This is a genomic window from Belnapia mucosa, assembly GCF_016775475.1.
GTDB classification, from domain to species: domain Bacteria; phylum Pseudomonadota; class Alphaproteobacteria; order Acetobacterales; family Acetobacteraceae; genus Belnapia; species Belnapia mucosa.
This window is the reverse complement of record NZ_JAEUXJ010000002.1, coordinates 70,233-93,768: the sequence shown is the minus strand read 5'-3', so window position 1 is coordinate 93,768 and position 23,536 is coordinate 70,233. Positions and strand designations below refer to the sequence as shown.

The window sequence follows — 23,536 nt, the reverse complement described above, 5'->3', positions numbered from 1 at the left end:
CCAAACCTCTGGGCGGACCGACAGGGGATGCGCCTTGGCCGAGGGATCCGGGAGGCGGCCAGGGGCCGCGATGCTGCTGGCGCTGCTGGCCTTGCTGCCGGGCTGCGCCGCCCTGGCGCCAAAGCCGACGGGTATCGAGCAGCGGCTGGCGACGCTGCCGCGGCAAGGTCTGGCGCTGCAAGGCCCGGTCACCATCCGCTGGAACCGGCATCTGGTCCCCTGGATCGAAGCACGGTCCGATCATGACCTCGCCTATGCGCTCGGCCTGGTGCATGGGCATCTGCGCGGCGGGCAGGTGGCGCTGCTGCGGATGGTGGCGCGCGGCCGGCTTTCGGAAATGGCCGGGCCGCTGGCGCGCGACTATGACCACGCGCTCCGCATCCTCGATTTCGCCCGTGCGGCGCCGGAGATCGAGCGGCGCTGGCCGCCCGAGACCCGGGCCTTCATGGAAGCCTTCCTCGCCGGGCTGAACCACTCGGTCGCGACGGGGCCGCGGCCGCCGGAATTCGGCCTGCTGGGCCTGCGGCCGGAGCCCTTCACCCTGACCGACCTGCTGGCGATCGGGCGGCTGGCCGGGACGGATGTGAACTGGCTCTCCTACTTCTCCCTGCTGGCGGAACGCGGCAAGCCGGGCTTCGCCGCCGCCTGGCGGCGGACGCTGGAGGCGGGGGCGAATATCCCGCCGACCGGCGAGGCCTCGCTGCCCGGGATGCTCAACAATTTCGCCCGGGCGGGCAGCAATGCGGTGGCGGTCGCCCCTTCGCACAGCGCCTCGGGCGCGGCGCTGCTCGCCTCCGACCCGCATCTCGGCCTCTCCCTGCCCAATCTCTGGCTGCTGGCGGGGATGCGCTCGCCCTCCTTCCATGCGGTCGGGATGATGATTCCGGGCCTGCCGATCATCGGCCTCGGCCGCAACCCGGACCTGGCCTGGGGCGGGACCAATCTCCGTGCCGCCTCCTCGGACCTGTTCGACATCTCCCGCCTGCCGCCCGAGGGCTTCACCGAAAGCGAGGCGGTGATCCGCCAGCGCTTCTGGTTCCCGGCCCGCCGCCGGGTGCGGGTTTCGCCGGAGGGCCCGGTGCTGACCGATGCCTCCGTGGTGCCCTCCCGCCCCAATGAGCCGATCGCGCTGCGCTGGGCGGGACAGGAGCCGGCGGATGAGATCACCGCCCTGCTGCGCGCCGCCCGCGCCCGGGATGGCGCCGCCTTCCGCGCCAGCTTCGGGGATTTCGCGGTCTCGCCGCAGAACATGCTCTATGCCGATCGCGGCGGGCGGATCGGCCGGTTGACCGCGGCCATCCTTCCCTCCCGCCAGGGCTTCCCGGCCGAGGGCCCGGTGCTGGATGCGACCGACCCGGCCGCGACCGGGCCCTGGCGTCGGCTCCGGCGGGCCGGCGACCTGCCGGCGCTGGAGGATCCGCCGGAGGGAGTGCTGGCCTCGGCCAATGAGAATCCCACGAGCTGGGTGAAGGACCCGCCACCCATCGGCTATTTCTTCAGCGATGGCGACCGCGTGGCGCGGCTGCGCGCCCTGCTCCTGGCCAAGCCGCGGCTCGGGCCCGAGGATCTCGCCGCCCTGCAACGCGACACCGTCGCGCCCAAGGCGGCGGTGCTGGCCGCCGGGCTGCTGGCGCGGATCGAGGCGCTGCCGGGCGGCCCGCCCTTGCCGGATTTCCTCGCCCCGCTGCGCGGCTGGGATGGCGACTATGCCGCCGGCAGCCGCGCCGCGCTGGTCTTCGAGGCGATCCTCGCCCGGCTGCTGCCCGGCCTCCTGCCGGAGGGCCGCGGCGCGCGGGGGCCGGAGACGGGGTGGAATTTCATCACCACCTTCCTGCTGCGCGACCTGGATGCGCTGCCGGCCGAGCGCCGGGCCACCCTGCTGCGTCGGGCGGTGGAGGAGGCGGCGCCGGCCGCCCCGCCCGGCCGGGTCTGGGGCGATGTCCACCGGCTGCGGGCGGCGCATTGGCTGGTGAACCTGCCGGTGCTCGGCCGCGCCTTCGTCCTCGGCGACATGCCGGTCGGCGGCTCGCGCGAGACGCCGATGAAGACCGGGCATGGGCTGGTGACCGGGCCGCATGAGGTGAGCTTCGGCTCCATGGCGCGCTTCGTCGCCGACCTCTCCGACCCCGACCATAACTGGTTCACCCTGTTCGGCGGCCAGGATGGCTGGCTCGGCAGCGCCGCCTTCGCCGACCAGATCCCGCTCTGGCGCGAGGGGCGGAGCATCCGCCTGCCGCTGCGCCCGGCCACGGTGGCGGCGGAATTCCCGCTGGTGACGGAGCTGCGGCCGTGAGCGCGTCCGATGGCCAAAGCGCCGCAGGGCGCGGCGGCCTGAATCGGCCGCGCCGAAGCTTGCCGCCCTTCGACGCGACGCCGCTGCTGCGCGCGGTGCTGGCGCCGCGCATCGTCCGGCTGCAACGGATGGACCCGGCGGCGACCCAGGCGGCGCTGCTCGGGCGCCTGCTGCGGCGGGCGGGCGGGACGCGCTTCGGCCAGGCGCATGGCTTCGATGCCATCCGCAGCGTCGCGGAGTACCAGGCGCGCCTGCCGCTCCGCCGCTACGAGGAGTTCTGGCGCGACTGGTGGCAGCCGGAATACCCGCTGCTGCGCAACGCCACCTGGCCGGGCCGCGTGCCCTATTTCGCCCTCTCCTCCGGCACCACCTCGGGCAGCACCAAATACATCCCCGTCACCGCGCCGATGGTGCGGGGCAACCGTCGGGCGGCGCTCGATGTGCTGGGCTGGCACCTGCACCACCATCCGCGCAGCCGGGTCTTCGGCGGGCAGTCCTTCATGCTCGGCGGCTCGACGGCGCTGGAGCGGGTGGCGTCCGGCGTGCGGCAGGGCGATCTCTCCGGTATCGCCGCGGTCGAGGTCCCTTCCCTGCTCTCGGGCTGGAGCTTCCCGCCGGCGGACCTCGCCCTGATCGCCGATTGGGACCGCAAGCTGGCGGCGCTGGCCGAATGGACGCCGGCGGCCGCGATCCGGGTGCTGACCGGCACGCCCTCCTGGCTGCTGGTCCTGCTGGAGCGGCTGGCGGAGCGGCATGGACGGCCGCCGCTGCCGAATCTCGAATTGCTGGTGCATGGCGGAATCGCCTGGGCGCCCTATCGCGACCGGCTGCGCCCCTTCCTGCCCGAGGGTTGCGCGACGCGGGAGGTCTATGCGGCCAGCGAGGGCTTCGGCGCCGTCGCCGATCGCGGCGATGGGGAGGGGATGCGGCTGACGCTGGATGCCGGCGTCTTCTGGGAATTCGTGCCGATGGAGGAGCTCGACTCGCCCAACCCCACCCGCCACTGGGCGGCGACGATCGAGACCGGCATCGACTATGCGGTCATCGTCACCTCCTGCGCCGGGCTCTGGTCCTATGTGCTGGGTGATGTGGTGCGCTTCGTCGATCGCGCGCCGCCGCGGCTGCTGGTGACGGGACGCACCTCCTACAGCCTTTCGGCCTTCGGCGAGCATCTGGGGGGCGAGGAGATCGAGGCGGCGCTGCTGGGCGCCGCGGCCGCGCTGGGCCTGACCATCGCCGATTACACGGTGGGGCCGGTCTTCCATGGCGCCCGCGGCGGCCATCATTGGCTGGTGGAACCCGTCGAGGCCGCCGATCCCGCGCTGGCGGCGCGGCTGGCGGCGGAGATCGATGCCCGGCTGGTCGCGGCCAATGCCGATTATGCGGCGCATCGCCAGGGCGGGCAGATGGCAGCGCCGGAACTGGCGCTGCTGGCGCCCGGCGCCTTCGCTGCCTGGATGCGGGCCCAGGGCAAGCTGGGCGGCCAGCACAAGGTGCCCCGGGTTCTGGCCGATCCCGCCCGCTTCGCCGCCGCGGCGGCGGCCCTGGATCAGTCCCCGGCGTCGCCGCCCTGATCCGGTGCCGCGGCGCTGTTCAGCAGGATGTAGCGCTCAATCCCGATCAGCTTGATGAGGTCGAACTGGCGGTCGAGGAAGTCCACATGCTCCTCCTCATTCGCCAGGATCTTCAGCAGCAGGTCGCGGGAGACGAAGTCGCGGACGCTCTCGGCATAGGCGATGCCCTCGCGCAGGTCGCCGGTCGCCTTCTCCTCGATGGCGAGGTCGGCGCGGAGGATCTCCTCCACCGTCTGGCCGACCAGCACCTGGTTCAGCCGCTGCAGATTGGGCAGGCCGCCGAGGAAGAGGATGCGCTCGATGAGCCAATCGGCATGGCGCATCTCCTCGATCGATTCCTTGTACTCATGCTCGCCGAGCTTCGTCACGCCCCAGTGGCGGAGAATCCGGGCATGCAGGAAATACTGGTTGATCGCGGTCAGCTCGTTGGTGAGCTGGGTGTTCAGATGCTCGATGACCTTGGGGTCGGCCTTCATATGCGGGTTCCCGGCTTATGGGTTCAGGGCCGGGGAGCCTACACCGGATCGGCCTGGTTCACGAGGCCGCCTGAGCCGCACCCTGGGCCGGGGTGGCGACGTCGCGGATCATCGCCAGGATGGTCCGGGTGCAGGTGCCGCACTGGGCCTTGCAGGCGCAATGGGCATAGACGTCGCGCGGGCGGGCGGCACCCTGGCGCACGGCATCGCCGACCTGCTTGTCCGACAGGGCGTTGCAGAGACAGAGGATCATGGCGGCGTCCCCCCTAGCGCCAGCCGGCACGCTGCATGATCTGCAGCGCCGGGGCGGCATTGGCATTGGTCTTCTCGGCATCCACCGGCTCGGGCCGGAAGCGGCCCATGGCGGCCAGCGCCGGGTGCAGCGGCGCGCCCTCCACCGCCGGATATTCCATATTGCCGAGCGCGAAGGCCTGCTGGGCGGCATCGCCGGTCAGGTATTCGAGGAGGCGGGCGGCGGCTTCCCGGTTCGGCGCGGTCCGCACCAGCCCGGCGCCGGAGATGTTCACATGCGTGCCCCGGTCGCCCTCGCCCTGGTTCGGGAAGACCACCCCGATGCGGGCGAACAGCGCCTTGTCCTCGGCCCGGTCGGAGGCGCCGATGGCGGCGAGGTAGTAGGTGTTGGCGATGGCCAGGCCGCATTGCCCGGCCGGGATGGCGCGGAACTGGTCGCGGTCGCCGCCCTGGGGCGGCCGGGCCAGGTTGGCGGCGAGGCCGCGGGCCCAGGCCTCGGTCTGCTCCGGCCCGTCGGCCGCGAGGATCGAGGCGGCGAGGCTGGTGTTATAGGGATGTGCCGAGGTGCGGACGCAGATCTGCCCCTTGAAGCGCGGATCGGCCAGGTCCTCGTAGCGGGCGAGGCCCTCCGGCGCGCCCCGCTCCCGGTCATACATCACGACGCGGGCGCGCTTCGAGACGGCGAACCACAGCCCGCCGGCATCGCGCAGCCCGGCGGGGATGCGGCTCTCGATCACCGAGGAGCGGAAGGGCTGCAGGATGCCGGCCGCGCCAGCGCGGGCGAGGCGCGCCGCATCCACGGTGATGAAGACATCGGCCGGGCTGTTCGCGCCCTCGTTGCGGATGCGCTCGATGAGCTGGTCGGCATCGCCCTCGATCAGCCGGACCTTGATCCCCGTCTCGCGGGTGAAGGCCTCATAGAGGGCGCGATCGCTGTCGTAATGGCGCGAGGAATAGAGATTGACCTGCTGCTCGGCCATCGCGGGGGCGGTCCAGGCGGCGAGGCAGGCGGCGGCGAGGGCAAACAGACGGCGCGGCGCGCGGCGGGGCATTGGCTACTCCGGACTGGCATCCGGAGTGATAATGGAAGTGAGAACCATTCGCAAGTAGATATGGGGGCAACTCATCCAGGCTGGAGGCCCCGCAGGAAGCCGCTCCGCGCCTTCGCGGCCGTCATGATCATGACATGGTCGGAGCCGCTCAGCAGGAAGCGCGCCCCGCCCTGGATGTAGGTCCGGGCCCATTCCTCGTCATAGACGCCGCCCATGCCGAGGATCTTGCCCGCCGCCTGGCAGGCCGCGGCGACCTTGCGATACGCCGCCTGGATATCCGGATGGCCGATCTGCCCGGCGATGCCCATGGAGGCGGTGAGGTCGGAGGTGCCGATCATCAGCACATCCACCCCGGGGACGGCGGCGATGGCCGCGGCGTTCTCGACCGCCTCCGGCGTCTCGATCATGCAGGCAACCAGGATCTCGCGGTTCAGCTCCTCCTGCGCCTCGGCCGTGGCGGGGGGCTGGAAGTTGTAGGCGAAGGGCGGGCCGCCCCAGGACCGCGTGCCGAGCGGCGGGAAGCGGAAGGCGGCAGCCACCGCCCGCGCCTCCTCCACCGTATCCACATGCGGCACGACCACGCCCATGGCGCCGTTGTCGAGCGCCCGCGTGCCCTCAAAGAGCGCATCCTTGCAGCATCGGACGATCGGGGTGACGCCCTGGTTCAGCGCCGCGATGGCGATCTGCGTCGCCTCCTGCACCGAGGTCGCGCCATGCTCCATATCGATGAAGAGCCAGTCATAGCCGGTGGCGGCGGCGATCATCCCGACCGCGCTGCCGCGCAGGTGATGCACCCCGAAGCCGAGGGCAAGCTGCCCGGCTTCCAGCCGCCGGCGGGCCAGGTTCGGCACGATGGGCATGGTTGTTTCCCCCGCATGATTGCTTGCGGCCGAGCGCAGCACGCGCCCGGCCGCCCGTCAATCAGGCGGCACGGCGCCGCATCCGCCCGAGCCGCGCCACATCGGCCAGGCGCCGGTCGAGGAATTCCATCGCTGCGGCGGTGTCCGGGTCGTCATCCCGCATCCAATAGGCGAGCGTCGTGCCATAGACCCCAGCCAGGGTCGCCCGGCGGGTGTACCAGGAGAAATCGGCCGAAGTGTCGCCCGCCGCATACCAGATGGCGCTCACGGTCCCGGCCGTCGTCCGCAGCGCCACCGGCGTGTTCCAGGGCAGCGCCAGTAGGCTGAGCGCCCGGCGCAGCGCCCGCTTGTGCGGTGCGACCGCCTGGAAGCGCAGCTCCACCAGCCGGCGGATGCGGGCCGGGACCCGCAGCGCGGCGACATCCTCGGCTTCCGCGGCCGCCTCCATCTCCCGGTTCGAGAGGTCGATCCAGGCGGCGACGGCGCCGGCCGGGCCGGTCGGGAAATGGCTCTCGGCGAGCGCCGGGTCCTCCCCAGCGGCGGCGAGGCCGGCGCGGATCGTGGACCAGGTCCAGCCTTCCTCGGCCGCGATGGGCAGCATGGCGCGGATGGCGGCGTCGCGGATCGCAGAGCGTTCGGTCATCGTGCCGGGCTCCCGGCGGCGCGGGCCAATTCCTCGGTGAAGCCGAAGAGGGACAGGTCGGTCATGCGCATGGGGTAGAGGATCCCGTCCAGATGGTCCGTCTCGTGCTGCATGACCCGGGCCGTCATGCCCTCCGCCTCGCCCTCGACCGGGCTGCCCTCGGCGTCCAACCCGCGATAGCGGATCCGCCGCGGCCGCTCCACCGCGCCGCGCAGGGCGGGGATGGACAGGCACCCCTCCCAGGCGGTCTCCAGCTCCTCGCCCAGCGACTCCAGCTCCGGGTTGACCAGGGCGGCGACGCCGGTCGGGCCGCGCCAGACAAACAGCCGCAGCGGCACATGCACCTGCGGGGCCGCGAGGCCGATGCCGGAGGCGTCCAGCATGGTCTCCGCCATATCGGCGATCAGGCGGCGAATCTCGGGATGGGTCGGGTCGTCCACCGGCTCCGCCTCGCGCAGCAGCACCGGGTGGCCCATGCGGGCGATCTTCAATATGGCCATGGCCTGCCTCCCAAGGGGGCACCCGCTTCGGGGCCTCGGCGCGGATTTGGGGCCGGTGGGGCGAAAACGGGAGGGGGCTTCCCGCATCGGTTCCTTCCATGCTAGGGGAAGCGTCCTCCGCATCAGGGTGGGGATGGCGAAGGTGGTCCGGTCTTGCCGGGCCGCCTGGAACCGCGCCCCCTGAGCGGCGATCCGTATTTCTTCGCCAAAGCCATCAAGGAGGTTGGGCCGCGTGCAAGTCGTCGTCCGTGACAACAACATCGACCAGGCGCTGAAGGCGCTCAAGAAGAAGCTTCAGCGCGAGGGTGTGTTCCGCGAGATGAAGCTGCGCCGCCATTATGAGAAGCCGTCCGAGCGCCGCGCCCGCGAGGCCGCCGAGGCCGTTCGCCGCGCCCGCAAGGTCGAGCGCAAGCGCCTGGAGCGCGAAGGCTTCTGAGTCCGGGCTGCCCGGCGGCTGACCACCCCCGGGCCCGGTCTTGCATGTCCCGCGCGGCACGGCACACTCCCCCTGAACATCAGGGGGGAGAATGCGATGCCGGCACCGCAGGGGACCATGCAACTGCATTGGTCGAGCCGATCCCCCTTCGTCCGCAAGGTGATGGTCTGCGTGCATGAGCGCGGACTCGAAGGGCTGATCGAGCGAATCCCGACGGTCGTCGCGCTCACCCGGGTCGAACACGGCCTGCTGCCCCGCAACCCGCTCGGGCGCATCCCGACCCTGGTGCGGCCGGATGGCAGCGTCCTCTTCGACTCCGTCGTCATCTGCGAATATCTGGACGGGCTGGGCGATGCGCCGCGGCTCTTCCCCGAAGCCGGGCCGGCGCGGATCGAGGCCTTGCAGCGCCACGCCCTCGGCACCGGCTTCATGGAGATGCTGCTGCTCTGGCGCGGCGAATCCCTGCGGGAGGTCCGCTCCCCTATCGTCATCGAAGGCTTCGAGCTGAAGCGCGAGGCGGTGCTGCCGGCGCTGGAGGCGCTGGTCCCGACCCTCGAGGCAACACCCTACGATATCGGCCATGTCGCGATCGGCTGCAGCCTCTCCTATCTCGATTTCCGCTGGGGCGAGTACGACTGGCGCGCGGCGCAGCCGCGGCTCGCCGCCTGGCATGCCGGCTTCAGCGCCCGGCCGGCGGTGCAGGCCACCGCGCATATCGACGCCTGAGGGGGAGAGCGGCCATGCAGCGCCTGCAGATCGGCGACGTCAGCATCACCAGCATCATCGAACGCGACGGGCCCTGGCGACGGCCGGAGGACATGTTCCCCGGCTACGATCCGGCGGTCGGCGCCCGCCATCTGGCAGAGATGGACCCGGTGGTCTTCGACGCGGCCAGCGGCCAGATGGTCATCACCTACCAGACCTTCGTGGTGCGGACGCCCAGGCACACCATCCTGGTCGATACCTGCACCGGCGAGGACAAGGGCTTCCCGCAGCCGATGGACTTCCCGAAGGCGCCCTGGCTGGACGGCTTCCGCGCCGAGGGGCTTCGCTTCGAGGATATCGACTACGTCTTCTGCACCCATCTCCATATCGACCATTGCGGCTGGAATACCCGCCTCGTCGATGGCCGCTGGGTGCCGACCTTCCCGAAGGCCAAATACGTCTTCCACAAGGGTGAGTATGCCGCCTGGGAGGAAGCGACCGGGCGCGGCGCCACCCCGCCCGGCAATGTCTGGCGCTACAACTGCGAACCGGTGGTCGCGGCCGGCCAGGCGCTGCTGGTGGATGACGACTTCGCCCTCGACGACTGCATCCATCTTTCCCCTACGCCGGGCCATTCGCCCTGCCATTGCTGCGTGAACATCACCTCCCGCGGCCAGCGCGCCGTCGTCACCGGCGACCTGATGCACCATGCCCTGCAGGTGCGGGAGCCGGGCTGGTCCACCGTCTTCGACTGGAATGCCGAACAGGGCATCGCCTCCCGCCGCGCCTTCCTCGCCGAGGTGGCGGAGACGCCGACCGTGGTGCTGCCGGTGCATTTCCCCGGGCGCACCGCCGGCCGCGTCACCGCGGGCGCCGACGGCTTCCGCTACCGCTTCCTGCAGGATTGAGGAGAGGCGCCATGGCCCGCTTGCCCTATCTGGAGAAGTCCGACCTCGCGCCCGAGCACCAGTCGCTGCTCGCCCGCGACATCAACCTGCACAAGGTATTGGCCCACAACCCGGCGGCGGCGCGCGCCTTCTCCGGGCTCGGCCAGTATCTGCGCCACGGCACCGCGCTCGACCCGCGGCTGCGGGAGCTGGCGATCCTCCAGGTCGGCTGGATGGCGCGCTCGCCCTATGAATGGTCGCATCATGTGAAGATCGGCTACGATTTCGGCGTCACCGACGCCGATATCGATGCGCTGATCGCCGAGAGCCGCGGCGAGACCTCGGCGCTGGAGCCGCTGGCGCGGCTGGTGCTGCGCGCGGCGCGGGAGGCCTATGCCGGGCCGGGTATCGCGCCCGGGACCTTCGCCGAGCTGGCCCAGTCGCTCGACCCGCCGCGGCTGATGGATGTCGTGCTGACCGCTGCCTTCTACTGCGCCGTGGTGCGGGTGCTGGCCTCGCTTGAGGTCGATGTGGAGGACAGCTACCGCCCCTATCTGGAGAAATACCCCCTGCCCCGCGACTGACGCGGGAGATGAAACAAGCTTCAGTTGCGCCTCCATCCGCCACTGGCGCCTGATCGTGGCGCCACAGGCAGGAGCGCCGCCCGCATGCAGACCCATCCCGAGGTCGGGGTATGACACCCCCGGCCTTCCTCGCGCTCGGCGCGGGATCCCTGGTCTGCGCGCTCACCGCCTCGGCCTCGATCCTCGGCTGGCCGCGGCGGCTCCGCCGGCCCCGCCCGATGGCGGCGGACGGGCGGCTGGACCCGCGGCAGGCGGCGGCGCTGCTCGACCTCATCCCCTTCGGCGCCTCGGTGCGGATCGAGGCAGCGGACAATGCCGCGGCGGTGGCCCAGGCCGGGGCGGCGCTGCGGCTGCTCGCCTCGGCGGGGCGGCGGGTGGAGGATGGGATGGTCGTGACCACGCGCGGCCTGACCGGCGAGGGCATGCTGCATTTCGAGCGGCGGGGGCGGCACAGCCTGCTCTTCCTCGACGGCTCGGCGGGAGAGGCCGCCTGGCCGGCTCGGCCTCCTGCCATGCTTTCCCCTGGGCAACGGCCGCGAGGCATGGGATGACCATCTGACCGAAGCCTACAGGGACAGGAACGCCATGAGCGCGACGCAGCCCGCCCGGAAGCCCCGCGGCCGCCAGTTCTTCGCCAATCCCGGTCCGACCAACATCCCGGATTCCGTGCTGCTGGCGACCGCCCATCACACGATGGACTTCAACGACCCGCATTTCATCGAGGTCTATGACGCCTGCATCGCCGGGCTGAAGCGCATCCTCAAGACACAGCAGAACATCTTCCTCTACACCGGCTCCGGCCATGCCGCCTGGGAGGCGAGCTTCGTCAACCTGCTCTCGCCGGGCGACACGGTGCTGATCCTGGAGAGCGGCTATTTCTCCATCTCCTGGGCGAAAATGGCGGCCGATCTCGGGGTCGAGGTGCAGACCGTCCCGGCCGATTGGCGCCGCGGCGTCGATATGGGCGCGGTCCAGGCGGCGCTGGCCGCCGACAAGAGCCATGTCATCAAGGCCGTCTGCGTCGTCCATAACGAGACGGCGACGGGCATGATGATCCCGGTGAACGAGGTTCGCGCGGCGATGGATGCCGCCGGCCATCCGGCGCTGCTGCTGGCCGACACCATCTCCTCGCTCGGCTCGCTCGATTTCCGCATGGATGAATGGGGCGTGGATGCCGCGGTGGGCGGCAGCCAGAAGGGGCTGATGCTGCCGACGGGGATGAGCTTCACCGGCGTCTCCGACAAGGCGATGGAGGCGCACAAGACCTCCCGCCTGCCGAAGCATTACTTCAACTGGACCAATATGCTGGCCCGGCCGCACAAGAGCTTCGTCGGCACCGTGCCGATCAGCTTCTTCTACGGCTTGCAGGAAGCGCTCCGCCTGATCGAGCAGGAGGAGGGGCTGGAGAATGTCTTCGCCCGCCACCACCGCCTCGGCAACGCCGTGCGCGCCGCGGTGCAGCACTGGTCGGGCAATAACGGCCCGCAGCTCTTCTGCCTCAACCCCTCCCGCTACTCGGACAGCGTGACGGCGGTGCTGATGCCGGAGGGCATCAATGCCGACGAACTGCGCGGCGTGGCGCTGAAGCGCTACAATGTCTCGCTCGGCGGCGGGCTCGGGCCGCTCGGCGGCAAGGTCTTCCGCATCGGCCATCTCGGCGACCTGAACGAGCCGATGATCCTCGGCACGCTGGCGACGGTGGAGCTGGCGATGAAGACCGCCGGCGTGCCGCATACACCGGGCGGCGTGGATGCGGCGATCGCGGCGCTGGCGGACTGATCGGCCATGGGGCGGGGCCGAAGCCCCGCCCCTGCCGCCGCTACTTCAGCACGAAGTCCCGCAGCACCTCCGGCTTGAAGGCGAGCCCATGCCCCGGCGTCTCCGGCGCATGGATCATGCCCGCCTCGATCCGCGGATGCTCCACCCAGAGATCGTCCAGCAGCCCCATCTGCTCCGCCCAGGCGGCGTTCGGGATGCTGGCGAGGATGTGGACGTTCAGCTCCGGGAAGAGATGCGGCGCGAAGGTCATGCCCCAGGTCTCCGCGACGGTGGCGATCTTGCGCAGCTCCGTCAGGCCGCCCCGCATCGGGTCCGGCTGCAGGATCGGCAGGCGGGGATGTTCGAGGAAGGGCTTCAGGTCGGCGCGGCCGAAATGCGTCTCGCCACCCACCACGCGCGTCGTCAGCGCCTCGGCGCAGCGGAGGTAGCCGGCATAGTCGTCCGGCATCACCGGCTCCTCGATCCAGTAGGGATCGTAGTCCTCGAAGGCGCGGCCGGCGATGATCGCCTGGTCGGCGGTCCAGCCCATGTTGATGTCGATCATGATCTCGACATCGGGGCCGACCGCGTCGCGCACCATCCGCAGGTTCCGCACATCCTGCCGCCAGTCGCCGATATGCGCCGCCTGCATCTTGATGGCCTTGAAGCCCCGCTCGGCGAAATGCTTCGCCTTGGCCGCCATCCCCTCGCCCAGCGCGCCACGGAAGCAGCCGCTGCCATAGGTGGGGATGGTGCTGCGGACATGGCCCCAGAGCCGGTGCAGCGGCAGCCCGGCCGACTGGCCGAGGATATCCCAGAGCGCGATGTCGATCGCCGATTGCGCCATCATCGTCACGCCGCCGCGGCCGCCGGTGACGGTCGACTTCCAGAGATCCTGCCAGATGCCCTCCACCTCGGTCGCGCTGCGGCCGATGATGCGCGGCGCCATCGCCTCCTCGAGGCAGGCGGCAATGGTCCGCTGCAGGGGCAGATTCAGCAGGTGCAGGTAGCCCATGCCGGTGAGGCCGGAGGCGGTCTCCACCTCGACCACCACCAGGTCGCGCATCGGGCCGAGCGCATGGCCGGCGAGCCAGGGGTCATCGGCCCAGGGCAGGCGCAGCAGGGTGGTCCGCAGCGCACGGATGGTCAGGTCGTTCATGGCGTTCCCCTCAGATCGCGCGCCAGAGCCTGCGCGTCGCCAGCAGCACCAGCAACCCCTCCACCCCGCTGATGGCGCAGGCAGCTGGCGCGCCGACCGCATCCGCCAGCAGGCCGAGATGGACGAAGCCGATCGGCCCGAGCCCGATGCAGACCGAGAGCAGGCCGAGCACCCGGCTGCGGAGCTCGGGCGCCGTCAGCGTATAGACCAGCGTCGCCTGCATGATGCTGAAGCCGGCCTGGCCGAAGCCGGTCAGCAGCAGCGCCGCCCCGGCCAGCAGCGGATGCGGCACCAGGGCGAAGACCGTGAGCATCGCCAGATACATCGCCATGCCGCCGACATAGCAGCGGGCATAGAGCGCAGGCTTGGCCCAGGCCGCCATCGCCAGCGCGCCGAGGAAGGCGCCGACGCCATCCATGCTGGCGAGCAGCCCGACCGCCTCCGGCCCGAGCGCCAGGCTGCCCTGGCCGATCACCGGGATCAGGCTGGTGAAGGGCCAGCCGAAGATGTTGAAGATGACGGTGACGACCAGCGTGCCGACCAGCCGCCGGTCACGCCGGACGGCCCGGACGCCTTCCTGGATGCGGGCCAGCACCCCCTCCCCGCCCGCCACGGCGACGCCGCTCCGGTAGCGCAGCGTCAGCACCGCCGCGACCGCGGGCAGATAGAGCAGGACGGAGACGAAGAAGGCGCCGCCGATCCCGACCGCGGCGAAGATCAGGCCGGAGATGGTGGGGCCCAGCATGCGGCTGGCATTGTTGCTGCCGACATCGGCCGACATGGCGGCCCCCATGCGCGCCGCGCCGACCACCTGGCCGATCATCATCCGCCGCACCGGATTGTCGGCCGCCCAGGCGAGGCCGTTGACGAAGCTGGCGATGGCCAGATGCCAGACCGCCAGCATCCCCGCCGCGGAGAGCAGCGCGAGGGCGAGCGAGGTGGCGAGGCTGGTCAGCACGATCACCATGAGGGCGGTGCGCGCCTCCACCCGTTCCGCCATCGCGCCCATCACCGCGCCGAACAGGCCCATGGGAAGGATGCGCAGCATGCCGAGCATGGTGACGAGGAAGGCGGAGCCGGTGGCCTGCCAGGCGAACAGCCCGACCGCCAGCAATTCCAGCCAGCGCACCAGGAAGACGACCAGGCCGACGCCCCAGAGGCGAATGAAGTCCGGCTCGGCAAAGAGTCGCGGCGGCACCGCCGCGGATGCGGTCACGCTGATCGTTTCCTCCCGGCGGCATGCAGCGCCTTTCGCGGCATGGTGGCGCCGTTCGGGCGATCCCGCTACCCCAGCATCATCCCTCGGGCCTCCAGCCTTCGGGCGCCATCGTGAAGCCGCTGAACTCGAAGGCCGGGCTGACGGTGCAGCCCACCAGCGTCCAGCCGCCGAGGCTGCGCGCCGCTTGCCAGCAGCCGGCCGGCACCAGGGCGAAGGGCATCTCCCCGGCGCCGAGATCGGGGCCGAGCCGCCGCGCCTCCACCTGTCGGCCATCAGCCGAAAGGTCGAGGGCGAGGGCCGCCCCGGCATGCCAGTGCCAGGCCTCGGCGGCATCGACACAGTGCCAATGGCTCCGCTCCCCCGCCGCCAGCAGATAGAGGATCGCGGTCCCCGCTCCGCGCCCGCCGCCCGGCGGCACATCCCGCCAGGTCTCGCGGTAATGCCCGCCCTCGGGATGCGGGCGGAGGTCGAGGGCGGCGATCACCGCCGCCGGGTCGAGCCCCGGATCCCGCAGGTTCAGCGGAAATTATCCTTCGCCGTGCGGATCGCAGCCAGCCGCGCCACATCCGTGGCGCGGATGAAGGGGTTCGCTGCCCGTTCCTGCCCGATGGTGGTCGGCACGGTCGCCTGGCCGGCGGCGCGCTGGGCCTTCACCTCCTCGGCCCGGGTCCGCAGCGCGGCGTTGTCCGGCTCCACCGTCAGGGCGAAGCGGGCATTGCTCTCGGTATATTCGTGGCCGCAGCAGGCGAGCGTCGCCTCCGGCAGGGCCGCGAGCGCCCGGAGCGAGTGGAACATCTGCTCGGCCGTCCCCTCCAGCAGCCGCCCGCAGCCGAGGGAAAACAGCGTGTCGCCGCAGAGCAGCACGCCGCCCTCCGGGAAATGGAAGGCGATATGGCCGACCGTATGGCCGGGCGTGTCGATCACCTCCCCCTCGGTCGCCCCGACCGAGACCCGCTCCCCCGGGCGCAGCGCCTGGTCGAGCGGCGGCAGCCGGTGGGCATCGGCGGCGGCGCCGACCACCTTGGCGCCGAACCGGGCGCGCACCTCCTCCACCCCCGCGACGTGGTCGCCATGGTGGTGGGTCAGCAGGATCAGGTCGCAGCGCCCGCCCGCCGCCTCCAGCGCGGCGATGATGGGCGCGGCCTCGCCGGGGTCGCAGATGGCCACCGTGCCGGTCGCCGCATCCCGCAGCAGCCAGGCGTAATTATCGGACAGGCAGGGGATGGCGGTGGCGGAGACGGGCATCGCGGGTTCTCCTCATGGCCGGGGCGTGAAATGTCCGGCACTTCCGTCCTATATCCCCTCCATGCGCCATGAGGTCCACGGGCTGCGGGATTTCTATGCCACGCCGGCAGGGCTGGTGGCGGCCCGGCTGCTGCGCGCCCGGCTGCGCGAGGTCTGGCCGCGCCTGCCTGGCCGGTCGGTGCTCGGCCTCGGCTATGCCAGCCCCTTCCTCCGGCTCTGGAATGGCGAGGGCGGGGCGCGCTGCATCTGTCTGGTGCCAGAACACCTGCCCCCCTGGCGCTGGCCCCGCAGCGCCGCGAGCCGCACCGCGATCGGCGAGCCCGAGACCCTGCCCTTCCCCGACCTCGCCTTCGACCGCATCCTGCTGGTCCATGGCCTGGAGCACGCCGAGAATGTCCGCCGCCTGCTGCGCGAGGCCTGGCGGGTGCTGAAGGATGACGGGCGGATCATGGTGGTGGTGCCGAACCGGCACGGGCTCTGGGCGCATCTGGAACACACCCCCTTCGGCCATGGGGAGCCCTATTCCACCCGCCAGCTCGACCGCCTGCTGCGGCGGCAGATGTTCGCGGTGACGCGGCGGGAGACGGCGCTCTTCGTGCCGCCCTTCCGCAAGCGGCTGCTGCTGCGCGGCGCCGGCGTCTGGGACCGGCTGGGGCCGAAACTCTGCCCCGGCTTCGGCGGCGTCACGCTGGTGGAGGCGACCAAGGATTTTTCGGAATTGGTCCCGGCCGGGGCAAAGCCCGCCACGGCACGGCGGCGGCGGGTGGTGGTGGCCGAGGGGGCCTGATCGGAACCCTTGCTGCAGGCCGGAACGCAGGCGCATCGTGCCGGCATGGCAAGCATATGGCCCGGCCCCGAGACGCCGCAGGATACCCCGGTCGAGATCGCGGGCTGGATCGCCATCCCCGACCCGAGCGGCGAGGACCGCCGCTTCATCCTCGGCCCCGAGGCCCCCTGCTGCCCCGGCTGCCCGCCCGATGCCGCCCGCATGGTCGAGGTGCTGGCCGCGGCGCCGATCGCCCCCCGGCCGGGCCGCATCCGCCTGACCGGCCGCTGGCACCGCCTGCCGGCGGACGACCCGGCCGGCTGGCGCTGGCAGCTGCGCGAGGCGCGCTATGCCGGCCTCGCCGAGGCACCCGGTCCCTGGCTGGCCCGCCGGGCGCTGCTGGCCAGCCTGCCGCTGGCCTGCGTCGCCGCGACCACCGCCTGCTCTGCCCCGCCGGCCGCCGCCGAAACGGCGGCGCTGCTGGCCGAGGCGAGCCCGATGGACCTGCACAGCCATGCCGGCCGGGTCATCCTCGCCCGCCTGCGGCAACGGCCGTTCGAGCCGGTGGCGGCGCCGATGCGCGATGGCGGGATGCGCCTCATCGCCCTCGCCATCGTGGCGGATACGCTGACCACCCATGTCACCGGCGACAACCGGATCCAGGCCTTCCGCCGTCCCGAACCGGGCGAGCTGGCCGCGCATGGCGAGGCGGCCTTCGCCCGGCTCGCCACCCTCGTGCGGGAACAGGGTCTGGCGGTGGTGACCGACCAGGCCTCGCTCCGCGCCCTGGGCGCCGGGCCCGGGATCGTGGTCGCGGCCGAGGGGGCGGATTTCCTGGAAGGCCGGCTGGAGGCGCTGGAGGCGGCCTTCACGGCCCATTGGCTGCGCCACCTCCAGCTCGTCCATTACCGGGTGAACGAGCTCGGCGACATCCAGACCGAGCCGCCGGTGCATGACGGGCTGACCCCCTTCGGCGCCGCGGTGGTGCGGGACTGCAACCGGCGCGGCATCGTGGTGGATGTGGCGCATGCCACCTTCCTGACGGTGAAGGGGGTGGTGGAGGCTACGGCGCGGCCCCTCGTGCTCTCGCATACCTCGATCACCCCGCGGCCGGGGCCGCGCTCGCGCCAGATCACCGCCGATCATGCGCGGCTGGTGGCCTCGACCGGCGGGGTGATCGGCATCTGGCCGCCGACCACGATCTTCCCGACGCTCCGCGCCTATGCCGAGGGGATGGCGCGGATGGTGGATGTGGTCGGAGTCGAGCATGTCGGCATCGGCAGCGACATGCAGGGCCTCCTCTCCCCCGCCGCCTTCGGCGATTACCGCCAGACGCCGGAACTGGCCGCGGCGCTGCTCGCCACCGGCTTCAGCCGCGCCGAGGCGGCGAAGCTGCTGGGGGGCAACTATGCGCGGGTGCTGGCGGCGGTGCTGCCGGGCTGATCCGGCACACCGATTGCAATGACCGGGCGACACCAAGCCCGGGAATCCGTCCATGTCCCTCTCCCGCCGCGCCCTACTCGGCGCCTCCGGCCTCGCCCTCATGCCCAGCGATTGGGCAATCCCACCGGCTGCCGCCCAGGGCCCCGAACGGGTGATCCGCTACGGCATCTCCATGGCCGATATCCCGCAGACCACCGGCCAGCCGGATCGCGGCGCCGGCGCCTACCAGTTCACCGGCCACACGATCTACGACCCGCTGGTCGCCTGGGAGATGGATGTGGCCGACCGGCCCGGGAAGCTGGTCCCGGGCCTGGCGACAAGCTGGGAAGCGGACCCGGCCGACCGCACCAAATGGGTCTTCAAGCTGCGGGAGGGCGTCCGATTCCACGACGGCGCTGGCTTCGACGCCGATGCGGTGATCTGGAATTTCGAGAAGGTGCTGAACCCGCAGGCGCCGCATTTCGACAACCGCCAGGCCGCCCAGGTCCGGCCCCGCCTGCCCTCCGTCGCGGCCTGGCGCAAGCTGGATGCGATGACGGTCGAGGTCACGACCAAGGCGGTGGACAGCATCTTCCCCTACCAGATGCTCTGGTTCCTCATCTCCTCCCCGGCGCAATACGAGAAGCTCGGCCGGTCCTGGGAGAAATTCGCCTTCGAGCCCAGCGGCACCGGCCCCTTCCGCCTGGCCAAGCTGACGCCGCGGGCGAGCGCGGAGCTGGTCCGCAACACGGGCTACTGGGACCCGAAGCGGATGCCGAAGGCGGACCGCATCATCCTGGTCTGCGCCCCGGATGCGGTGACGCGCACCAATGCGCTGCTGACCGGCCAGGTCGACTTCATCGAGACGCCGGCCCCCGACCTGGTCCCGCGCCTGAAGCAGTCCGGCGCGCGGATCATCGAGAATGTCACGCCGCATGTCTGGAACTACCATCTGAGCCTCTTGGAGAACTCGCCCTGGCGCGACATCCGGCTGCGCAAGGCGGCGAACCTCGCCATCGACCGCGACGGGGTGGTGGCGCTGATGAACGGGCTCGCCAAGCCCGCGGTCGGCGTGGTCGATCCCAGCTCCCCCTGGTTCGGCAACCCAAGCTTCAAGGTGAAATACGATCCGGCCGAGGCGAAGCGGCTGCTGGCCGAGGCCGGCTTCTCGCCGCGCAATCCGCTCAAGACCCGCTTCATCGTGGCGACCGGCGGCAGCGGCCAGATGCTGTCGATGCCGATGAACGAGTATATCCAGCAGAGCTGGCGCGAGGTCGGCATCGAGGTCGAGTTCGAGCCGGTGGAGCTCGAGGTGCTCTATACCTGCTGGCGCCAGGGCGCGGCCGGCGATCTCGCCAGGAACGTCACCGCCAACAACGTCGCCTATGTCACCAGCGACCCGCTCTATGCGCTGATCCGCTTCTTCCATTCGAAGCAGATCGCGCCCACGGGGGTGAATTGGAGCCATTACCGCAATGCGGAGATGGACCGGCTGATCGACACCGCGACCCAGACCTTCGACCCTGCCGAGGTGGATCGGCTGATGGCCAAGGTGCATGAGAAGGCGGTGGACGAGGCGCTGCTGGTCTTCGTCGTCCATGACACCAACCCGCATGTCGCCACCGGCAAGGTGCGCGGCTACACCCAGGCGCAGCACTGGTTCCAGGACCTGACCACGCTGGCGTAATCGCGCCATCGCGACCGCTCAAGCGGAAGCCGCCATGCCAGCCTTCCCCCGCCGCGCGAAACGCGGCGAGGGAGAGAAACGCATGGCAGAGTCCAGTCTCGGGCGCCGGTCCTTCGGCGCCCTGGCCGGCGCGCTCGCGGCCGGTGCCGCCATCCCGGCCCATGCCCAGCGCTACGATCGCGGCGCCGCGCCGGTGCGCTACCCGGATGCCGACATCGTCGCCATCGACCCGAAGCGCTTCACCGCGAAGATCGGCAATACCACCATCCGCCGGCTCGGCACCGGCTATAGCTGGGCCGAGGGGCCGGCCTGGCACCCGACCGGCCGCTTCCTCATCTGGTCCGACATCCCGAACGACGAATGCCTCCGCCTGGTCGAGGAGGACCAGTCGATCCATCGCCGCTTCCGCAGCCCCTCGGGCTTCTCCAACGGCAATACCTTCGACCGGGAGGGACGGCAGATCGCCTTCCGCCACCTGCACCGGGACGTGCTCCGCTACGAGGCGGATGGCAGCACCACCGTGCTCGCCGCCCGCGGCCCGGATGGCCCCTTCAACGCCCCGAATGACGGCGTCGTCCATCCGCAGGACGGCTCCATCTGGTTCACCGATCCGGGCTATGGCGCGCTCGGCTTCTATGAGGGCACGCGGGCGCCGGAAGCGGCGCAGAGCCCCCGCCCCTTCATCAAGGAGGCGATCTATCGGATCGATGCCCAGACCGGCCAGGTGACCAAGCTCGCCGACCAGCCCTTCAAGCCGAACGGGCTCTGCTTCTCGCCCGATTACCGCCGGCTCTATGTCGCCGACAGTGGCCAGACCCACTACCCGGAGGCGAAGAACATCATCTGGGCCTATGACGTGGACGGGCCGCGCCTGACCAACCCGCGGACCTTCTGCGACATGGAGCTGGGCGGAAAGTCCGCCTTCGGCGACGGGATGCGCTGCGATATCGACGGCAATCTCTGGGTCGGCGCCGGTTGGGTGGGCGAGGGCTATGACGGCGTGCATGTCTTCGCCCCAGACGGCCAGCGGATCGGCCAGATCCGGCTGCCGGAGACCTGCGCCAATGTCTGCTTCGGCGGGGCGCGGCGGAACCACCTGTACATGACCGCCAGCCAGTCGCTCTACATGGTCCCGGTCGAGACAAAGGGGGCGCATTTCTGCTGAGGCCAGGCATCTCTTGCGATATCGTTTCGTTCTCTATATGTTCCGAACATGGCGCAAGGTCAACCCCCTCCCCCTTCCTATCGGCCCGCGCCTGGGCCGATAGGGCATTTGTCCGAAACCCGCCGAACCGGCCGAACGCCCCGCCAGTCCTTTTGTCCGAAAGCTGCCGCTTCGGCGCTATCGCCAAACTCCCGGGTTCCAAAGGCCTTTCGGCCCTTGGTGGGGAAGCGCGAGGGGGCGACGCCCCCTCGTCAGCCGGCCTTAGGGCACGACCTGCCCGTTCCGCTTCCGCGCCCCATTGCGCTTGAGGAGGAATTCGCGCCCGATCTTCACCCGCGCCACGCCGTCATAGGCGACGATATCGGCCGTGGCATAGGTCTCGGACCAGGTATCGGGGATGAAGCTGCCGGTGCCGACCACGTCGATCGGCGCCTTGGCCTCGGCCATGACGCGGCACTTGCCGACCCCGAAGCCGGAGGAGGCGACGATCCGCACCTTGGGGAAGCCGGACTCGTCCAGCGCCTCGCGCATCCGCCAGACGGCGGCGGCGGAGACGCCGGTGCCGACCAGGTGGCGCAGCTCCGTCTCGGACCGGTAGCGGCGGATGGCGCCCGGGACATGGCGTTCCAGCACGCCATAGCTCTCGCCCGGGTCGAGACCTTCGAGGAAGCGGCCGCCATGGGTATCAAGCCGCACCGCCAGCCGCCCGGCCGCGGCGAGTTCGGGGAAGCGGCGGCAGACCGCCAGCCCATCCGTCACCTCCCGGCCGAAATAATCGACCAGGACGGTGAGGTTCTCCTCCGGATAGGCCTCATGGAACATCTCCGCGGCGCGGAGGGTGCTGCCGGCATAGCCGATCAGCGCATGCGGCATGGTGCCGAAGCCGCGCGGGGCGCCGAACCAATGGGCGGTGGCGTCGGTCGCGTTGCCGGCGAAGCCGCGCGCGCCCTCCCGCTGGGCGGCGGCGCTGCCGACGCTCGCGGCATAGGCCATCATCTCCTGCATCTCGGCGCCCGCGCAGTGGCGGGCATCCATCGCCAGGAAGGAAACGGCCGGGAGTTCGAGGCACATCTGATAGGCGTTATGCGCCGCGACGCAGGGCGGGCCGAGCTTCTGGAGATAGAGCGTCTCGAGATCGGCGAGCTGGGCGAAGGAGCCGGTGAGGTAGAGGATGGGATCGCCGGCGCCGACCCAGGTGCCCTCGGCGTGCATCACCTCGATTTCGAAGCGCGTGCCGCGGTGCTGCGCCACGCTCTCCAGCCACTCCACCATCAGCCGCGGCGCGCTGACCACGGGACGGCGGAGGAAGACCGCATAGGTGACCTGGCAATCGCCGAAATGCTCGACGATGGCCCGGGTGCGGTTGAAATAGACATCCGTGCGGCCGGCGATCGCCGCATCGAGATCGTCCGGCGCCCCGGTCATTGCGCCGCCTGGGCCGGCATGGCCGGGACGCGGCGCGCCTTCAGTTCGGCGGCGATGAGGAAGGCGAGCTCCAGCGACTGCTCGGCATTCAGCCGCGGGTCGCAGAAGGTCTGGTACCGCAGGGCCAGATCGGCCTCGGACAGGCGATGCGCGCCGCCGAGGCATTCGGTCACCTCCTGCCCCGTCATCTCGACATGAACGCCGCCGGGCTGGGTGCCCTCGGCGGCATGGGCGTCGAAGAAGCGGCGGACCTCGGTGAGGATCGCGTCGAAGGGCCGGGTCTTGTAGCTGCCGACGCTGGTGGTGTTGCCGTGCATCGGGTCGCTCAGCCAGACCACGTTGCGGCCGGCGCGCTTCACCGCGCGCAGCAGCGGCGGCAGCTTGGATTCCACCTTGTCCGCGCCCATGCGGGAGATGAGGGTGAGCCGCCCCTTCTCGTTCGCCGGGTTCAGAATCTCGGTGAGGCGGACCAGCTCGTCCGGGTCCATGCTCGGCCCGACCTTCATGCCGATCGGGTTCTTCACGCCGCGGAGGAACTCGACATGGGCGCCGTCGGGCTGGCGGGTGCGGTCGCCGATCCAGAGGAAATGCGCCGAGCAGGCATAGCTGTCGCCGGTGGTGGAATCGACGCGGGTCAGCGCCTCCTCATAGGGCAGCAGCAGGCTTTCGTGCGAGGTGTAGAAATCCGTCTCGCGGACCTGCGGCAAGCCATCCATGCCGCAGGCCTGCATGAAGCCGAGCGTCTCGTCGATGCGCGAGGCGAGGTCCTGGTAGCGATCGGCGAGCGGGCTGCGGGCGACGAAGCCGAGATTCCAGCGATGCACCTGATGGAGATCCGCATAGCCGCCCGTTGCGAAGGCGCGCAGCAGGTTCAGCGTGCCGGCGGATTGGAGGTAGGCGAATTCCATCCGCGCCGGGTCGGGGATGCGGGCCTCCGGCGTGAAGTCGGGGGCGTTGATGATGTCGCCGCGATAGGAGGGGAGCGTGACGCCGCCCTTGCTCTCGGTATCGGAGGAGCGGGGCTTGGCGAATTGGCCCGCCATGCGGCCGAGTTTCACCACCGGCGTGCCGCCGCCGAAGGTCAGCACCACCGCCATCTGCAGCAGCACCCGGAAGGTGTCGCGGATGATGTTGGCGGTGAACTCGGAGAAGCTCTCGGCGCAGTCGCCGCCCTGGAGGACGAAGCCCTGGCCGTCACCCGCCTGGGCCAGCGCGGCCTGGAGGCGCCGGGCCTCGCCGGCGAAGACGAGCGGGGGGAAGCGGGCGAGCCGCGCCTCGACCTCGGCCAGTTTCGCCTGATCGGGGTAGTCCGGCACCTGCCGGATCGGCATGTCCCGCCAACTGCCGGGATGCCAGCCGCGCGCCACCATATTCTGCGTTCTCCCTTGAAGGGGCGAGACCCTAACCGAATCGCACGGCCGGGTGAAC

At 70.9% G+C, this 23,536-nt stretch carries 24 protein-coding genes; 12 read left to right on the top strand and 12 right to left on the bottom strand.

Translation table 11 applies throughout. From position 1 onward, the window contains the following. Positions 1 to 34 precede the first annotated feature (34 nt). Both JMJ55_RS05095 and JMJ55_RS05090 read left to right on the top strand, forming a co-directional pair. Positions 35 to 2,293, top strand: coding sequence for a penicillin acylase family protein (locus tag JMJ55_RS05095; RefSeq protein ID WP_202824437.1), 2,259 nt, complete (start codon positions 35 to 37; stop codon positions 2,291 to 2,293). Continuing rightward, a complete protein-coding gene (locus tag JMJ55_RS05090; protein WP_202824436.1) occupies positions 2,290 to 3,867 on the top strand; it encodes a GH3 family domain-containing protein in 1,578 nt (525 codons plus the stop codon). Before JMJ55_RS05095 ends, JMJ55_RS05090 begins: the two co-directional genes overlap by 4 nt. Here the strand turns inward: JMJ55_RS05090 and bfr are convergent. From bfr to def, 6 genes are all read right to left on the bottom strand, one after another. Next, positions 3,843 to 4,343 (bottom strand): bacterioferritin, encoded by a 501-nt coding sequence (gene bfr / locus JMJ55_RS05085; protein ID WP_202824435.1) that lies wholly within the window; start codon positions 4,341 to 4,343, stop codon positions 3,843 to 3,845. The two genes, JMJ55_RS05090 and bfr, sit on opposite strands and share 25 nt — an antisense overlap. A 58-nt stretch (positions 4,344 to 4,401) precedes the next feature. Next, on the bottom strand, positions 4,402 to 4,596 hold the full coding sequence (locus JMJ55_RS05080; RefSeq protein WP_202824434.1) for a (2Fe-2S)-binding protein: 195 nt from the start codon (positions 4,594 to 4,596) through the stop codon (positions 4,402 to 4,404). Positions 4,597 to 4,609: 13 nt separating this feature from the next. Next, positions 4,610 to 5,647: an extracellular solute-binding protein gene (locus JMJ55_RS05075; RefSeq protein ID WP_202824433.1), complete on the bottom strand. Its 1,038-nt coding sequence runs from the start codon at positions 5,645 to 5,647 to the stop codon at positions 4,610 to 4,612. Between the two features lie 71 nt (positions 5,648 to 5,718). After that, positions 5,719 to 6,507 (bottom strand): HpcH/HpaI aldolase family protein, encoded by a 789-nt coding sequence (locus JMJ55_RS05070; RefSeq protein WP_236033434.1) that lies wholly within the window; start codon positions 6,505 to 6,507, stop codon positions 5,719 to 5,721. 61 nt (positions 6,508 to 6,568) lie between these two features. Continuing rightward, entirely contained in the window at positions 6,569 to 7,150 is a 582-nt protein-coding gene (locus JMJ55_RS05065; RefSeq protein WP_202824432.1) for a COQ9 family protein, read from the bottom strand. After that, on the bottom strand, positions 7,147 to 7,650 hold the full coding sequence (gene def, locus JMJ55_RS05060; protein WP_202824431.1) for a peptide deformylase: 504 nt from the start codon (positions 7,648 to 7,650) through the stop codon (positions 7,147 to 7,149). Before def ends, JMJ55_RS05065 begins: the two co-directional genes overlap by 4 nt. A gap of 232 nt (positions 7,651 to 7,882) precedes the next feature. Here def and rpsU point away from each other — a divergent pair, with 232 nt between their 5' ends. From rpsU to JMJ55_RS05030, 6 genes are all read left to right on the top strand, one after another. Then, positions 7,883 to 8,086 carry a 30S ribosomal protein S21 gene (gene rpsU, locus JMJ55_RS05055; protein ID WP_007006360.1) on the top strand — a complete coding sequence of 68 codons (204 nt, stop codon included), beginning with the start codon at positions 7,883 to 7,885 and terminating at the stop codon, positions 8,084 to 8,086. Positions 8,087 to 8,182: 96 nt separating this feature from the next. Then, complete coding sequence (locus tag JMJ55_RS05050; RefSeq protein WP_202824430.1) at positions 8,183 to 8,812, top strand: glutathione S-transferase family protein; 630 nt, start codon at positions 8,183 to 8,185, stop codon at positions 8,810 to 8,812. A gap of 14 nt (positions 8,813 to 8,826) precedes the next feature. Beyond that, positions 8,827 to 9,699: an MBL fold metallo-hydrolase gene (locus JMJ55_RS05045; protein WP_202824429.1), complete on the top strand. Its 873-nt coding sequence runs from the start codon at positions 8,827 to 8,829 to the stop codon at positions 9,697 to 9,699. An 11-nt stretch (positions 9,700 to 9,710) separates the two neighbouring features. Continuing rightward, complete coding sequence (locus JMJ55_RS05040; RefSeq protein WP_202824428.1) at positions 9,711 to 10,262, top strand: carboxymuconolactone decarboxylase family protein; 552 nt, start codon at positions 9,711 to 9,713, stop codon at positions 10,260 to 10,262. A gap of 110 nt (positions 10,263 to 10,372) precedes the next feature. Then, complete coding sequence (locus JMJ55_RS05035; RefSeq protein WP_202824427.1) at positions 10,373 to 10,813, top strand: hypothetical protein; 441 nt, start codon at positions 10,373 to 10,375, stop codon at positions 10,811 to 10,813. Between the two features lie 34 nt (positions 10,814 to 10,847). After that, on the top strand, positions 10,848 to 12,041 hold the full coding sequence (locus JMJ55_RS05030; RefSeq protein ID WP_202824426.1) for a pyridoxal-phosphate-dependent aminotransferase family protein: 1,194 nt from the start codon (positions 10,848 to 10,850) through the stop codon (positions 12,039 to 12,041). Positions 12,042 to 12,081: 40 nt separating this feature from the next. Here the strand turns inward: JMJ55_RS05030 and JMJ55_RS05025 are convergent, their stop codons facing one another. The 4 genes from JMJ55_RS05025 to gloB form a co-directional block, all read right to left on the bottom strand. Further along, a complete protein-coding gene (locus JMJ55_RS05025; RefSeq protein WP_202824425.1) occupies positions 12,082 to 13,179 on the bottom strand; it encodes a mandelate racemase/muconate lactonizing enzyme family protein in 1,098 nt (365 codons plus the stop codon). Between the two features lie 10 nt (positions 13,180 to 13,189). Next, entirely contained in the window at positions 13,190 to 14,395 is a 1,206-nt protein-coding gene (locus JMJ55_RS05020; RefSeq protein WP_202824424.1) for an MFS transporter, read from the bottom strand. Between the two features lie 79 nt (positions 14,396 to 14,474). After that, a complete protein-coding gene (locus JMJ55_RS05015) occupies positions 14,475 to 14,882 on the bottom strand; it encodes a cupin domain-containing protein (RefSeq protein ID WP_328702570.1) in 408 nt (135 codons plus the stop codon). A 32-nt stretch (positions 14,883 to 14,914) separates the two neighbouring features. Then, the gene (gene gloB / locus JMJ55_RS05010; protein WP_202824423.1) at positions 14,915 to 15,643 is read right to left on the bottom strand and encodes a hydroxyacylglutathione hydrolase; all 729 of its coding nucleotides are present in this window, start codon (positions 15,641 to 15,643) and stop codon (positions 14,915 to 14,917) included. 61 nt (positions 15,644 to 15,704) lie between these two features. On the opposite strand from gloB, the gene JMJ55_RS05005 reads away from it, so the two are divergent. The 4 genes from JMJ55_RS05005 to JMJ55_RS04990 all read left to right on the top strand — a co-directional run bounded on the left by JMJ55_RS05005 (position 15,705) and on the right by JMJ55_RS04990 (position 20,683). Next, the gene (locus tag JMJ55_RS05005) at positions 15,705 to 16,430 is read left to right on the top strand and encodes a class I SAM-dependent methyltransferase (RefSeq protein WP_202824422.1); all 726 of its coding nucleotides are present in this window, start codon (positions 15,705 to 15,707) and stop codon (positions 16,428 to 16,430) included. Between the two features lie 45 nt (positions 16,431 to 16,475). Then, the gene (locus JMJ55_RS05000) at positions 16,476 to 17,852 is read left to right on the top strand and encodes a dipeptidase (protein ID WP_202824421.1); all 1,377 of its coding nucleotides are present in this window, start codon (positions 16,476 to 16,478) and stop codon (positions 17,850 to 17,852) included. Positions 17,853 to 17,904: 52 nt separating this feature from the next. Further along, the gene (locus JMJ55_RS04995; protein ID WP_202824420.1) at positions 17,905 to 19,518 is read left to right on the top strand and encodes an ABC transporter substrate-binding protein; all 1,614 of its coding nucleotides are present in this window, start codon (positions 17,905 to 17,907) and stop codon (positions 19,516 to 19,518) included. Positions 19,519 to 19,600: 82 nt separating this feature from the next. Further along, a complete protein-coding gene (locus JMJ55_RS04990; RefSeq protein WP_202824419.1) occupies positions 19,601 to 20,683 on the top strand; it encodes an SMP-30/gluconolactonase/LRE family protein in 1,083 nt (360 codons plus the stop codon). 261 nt (positions 20,684 to 20,944) lie between these two features. Here the strand turns inward: JMJ55_RS04990 and JMJ55_RS04985 are convergent, their stop codons facing one another. After that, positions 20,945 to 22,108 carry a beta/alpha barrel domain-containing protein gene (locus JMJ55_RS04985; protein WP_202824418.1) on the bottom strand — a complete coding sequence of 388 codons (1,164 nt, stop codon included), beginning with the start codon at positions 22,106 to 22,108 and terminating at the stop codon, positions 20,945 to 20,947. Further along, a complete protein-coding gene (locus tag JMJ55_RS04980) occupies positions 22,105 to 23,478 on the bottom strand; it encodes a class II 3-deoxy-7-phosphoheptulonate synthase (RefSeq protein WP_202824417.1) in 1,374 nt (457 codons plus the stop codon). The genes JMJ55_RS04985 and JMJ55_RS04980 overlap by 4 nt, the downstream gene beginning before the upstream one ends. Positions 23,479 to 23,536 lie beyond the last annotated feature (58 nt).

Bases quoted from the DNA above. Each gene is read 5' to 3' on its own strand.
- JMJ55_RS04990 (WP_202824419.1), top strand. From the start codon at position 19,601: ATGGCAGAGTCCAGTCTCGGGCGCCGGTCCTTCGGCGCCCTGGCCGGC.
- JMJ55_RS04985 (WP_202824418.1), bottom strand. From the start codon at position 22,108: ATGACCGGGGCGCCGGACGATCTCGATGCGGCGATCGCCGGCCGCACG.
- JMJ55_RS05075 (WP_202824433.1), bottom strand. From the start codon at position 5,647: ATGCCCCGCCGCGCGCCGCGCCGTCTGTTTGCCCTCGCCGCCGCCTGC.
- JMJ55_RS05065 (WP_202824432.1), bottom strand. From the start codon at position 7,150: ATGACCGAACGCTCTGCGATCCGCGACGCCGCCATCCGCGCCATGCTG.
- JMJ55_RS05040 (WP_202824428.1), top strand. From the start codon at position 9,711: ATGGCCCGCTTGCCCTATCTGGAGAAGTCCGACCTCGCGCCCGAGCAC.
- JMJ55_RS05030 (WP_202824426.1), top strand. From the start codon at position 10,848: ATGAGCGCGACGCAGCCCGCCCGGAAGCCCCGCGGCCGCCAGTTCTTC.
- JMJ55_RS05005 (WP_202824422.1), top strand. From the start codon at position 15,705: ATGCGCCATGAGGTCCACGGGCTGCGGGATTTCTATGCCACGCCGGCA.
- JMJ55_RS05050 (WP_202824430.1), top strand. From the start codon at position 8,183: ATGCCGGCACCGCAGGGGACCATGCAACTGCATTGGTCGAGCCGATCC.
- JMJ55_RS05045 (WP_202824429.1), top strand. From the start codon at position 8,827: ATGCAGCGCCTGCAGATCGGCGACGTCAGCATCACCAGCATCATCGAA.
- JMJ55_RS05000 (WP_202824421.1), top strand. From the start codon at position 16,476: ATGGCAAGCATATGGCCCGGCCCCGAGACGCCGCAGGATACCCCGGTC.
- JMJ55_RS05080 (WP_202824434.1), bottom strand. From the start codon at position 4,596: ATGATCCTCTGTCTCTGCAACGCCCTGTCGGACAAGCAGGTCGGCGAT.
- def (WP_202824431.1), bottom strand. From the start codon at position 7,650: ATGGCCATATTGAAGATCGCCCGCATGGGCCACCCGGTGCTGCTGCGC.
- JMJ55_RS05025 (WP_202824425.1), bottom strand. From the start codon at position 13,179: ATGAACGACCTGACCATCCGTGCGCTGCGGACCACCCTGCTGCGCCTG.
- gloB (WP_202824423.1), bottom strand. From the start codon at position 15,643: ATGCCCGTCTCCGCCACCGCCATCCCCTGCCTGTCCGATAATTACGCC.
- JMJ55_RS05070 (WP_236033434.1), bottom strand. From the start codon at position 6,507: ATGCCCATCGTGCCGAACCTGGCCCGCCGGCGGCTGGAAGCCGGGCAG.
- bfr (WP_202824435.1), bottom strand. From the start codon at position 4,343: ATGAAGGCCGACCCCAAGGTCATCGAGCATCTGAACACCCAGCTCACC.
- JMJ55_RS04995 (WP_202824420.1), top strand. From the start codon at position 17,905: ATGTCCCTCTCCCGCCGCGCCCTACTCGGCGCCTCCGGCCTCGCCCTC.
- JMJ55_RS05035 (WP_202824427.1), top strand. From the start codon at position 10,373: ATGACACCCCCGGCCTTCCTCGCGCTCGGCGCGGGATCCCTGGTCTGC.
- JMJ55_RS04980 (WP_202824417.1), bottom strand. From the start codon at position 23,478: ATGGTGGCGCGCGGCTGGCATCCCGGCAGTTGGCGGGACATGCCGATC.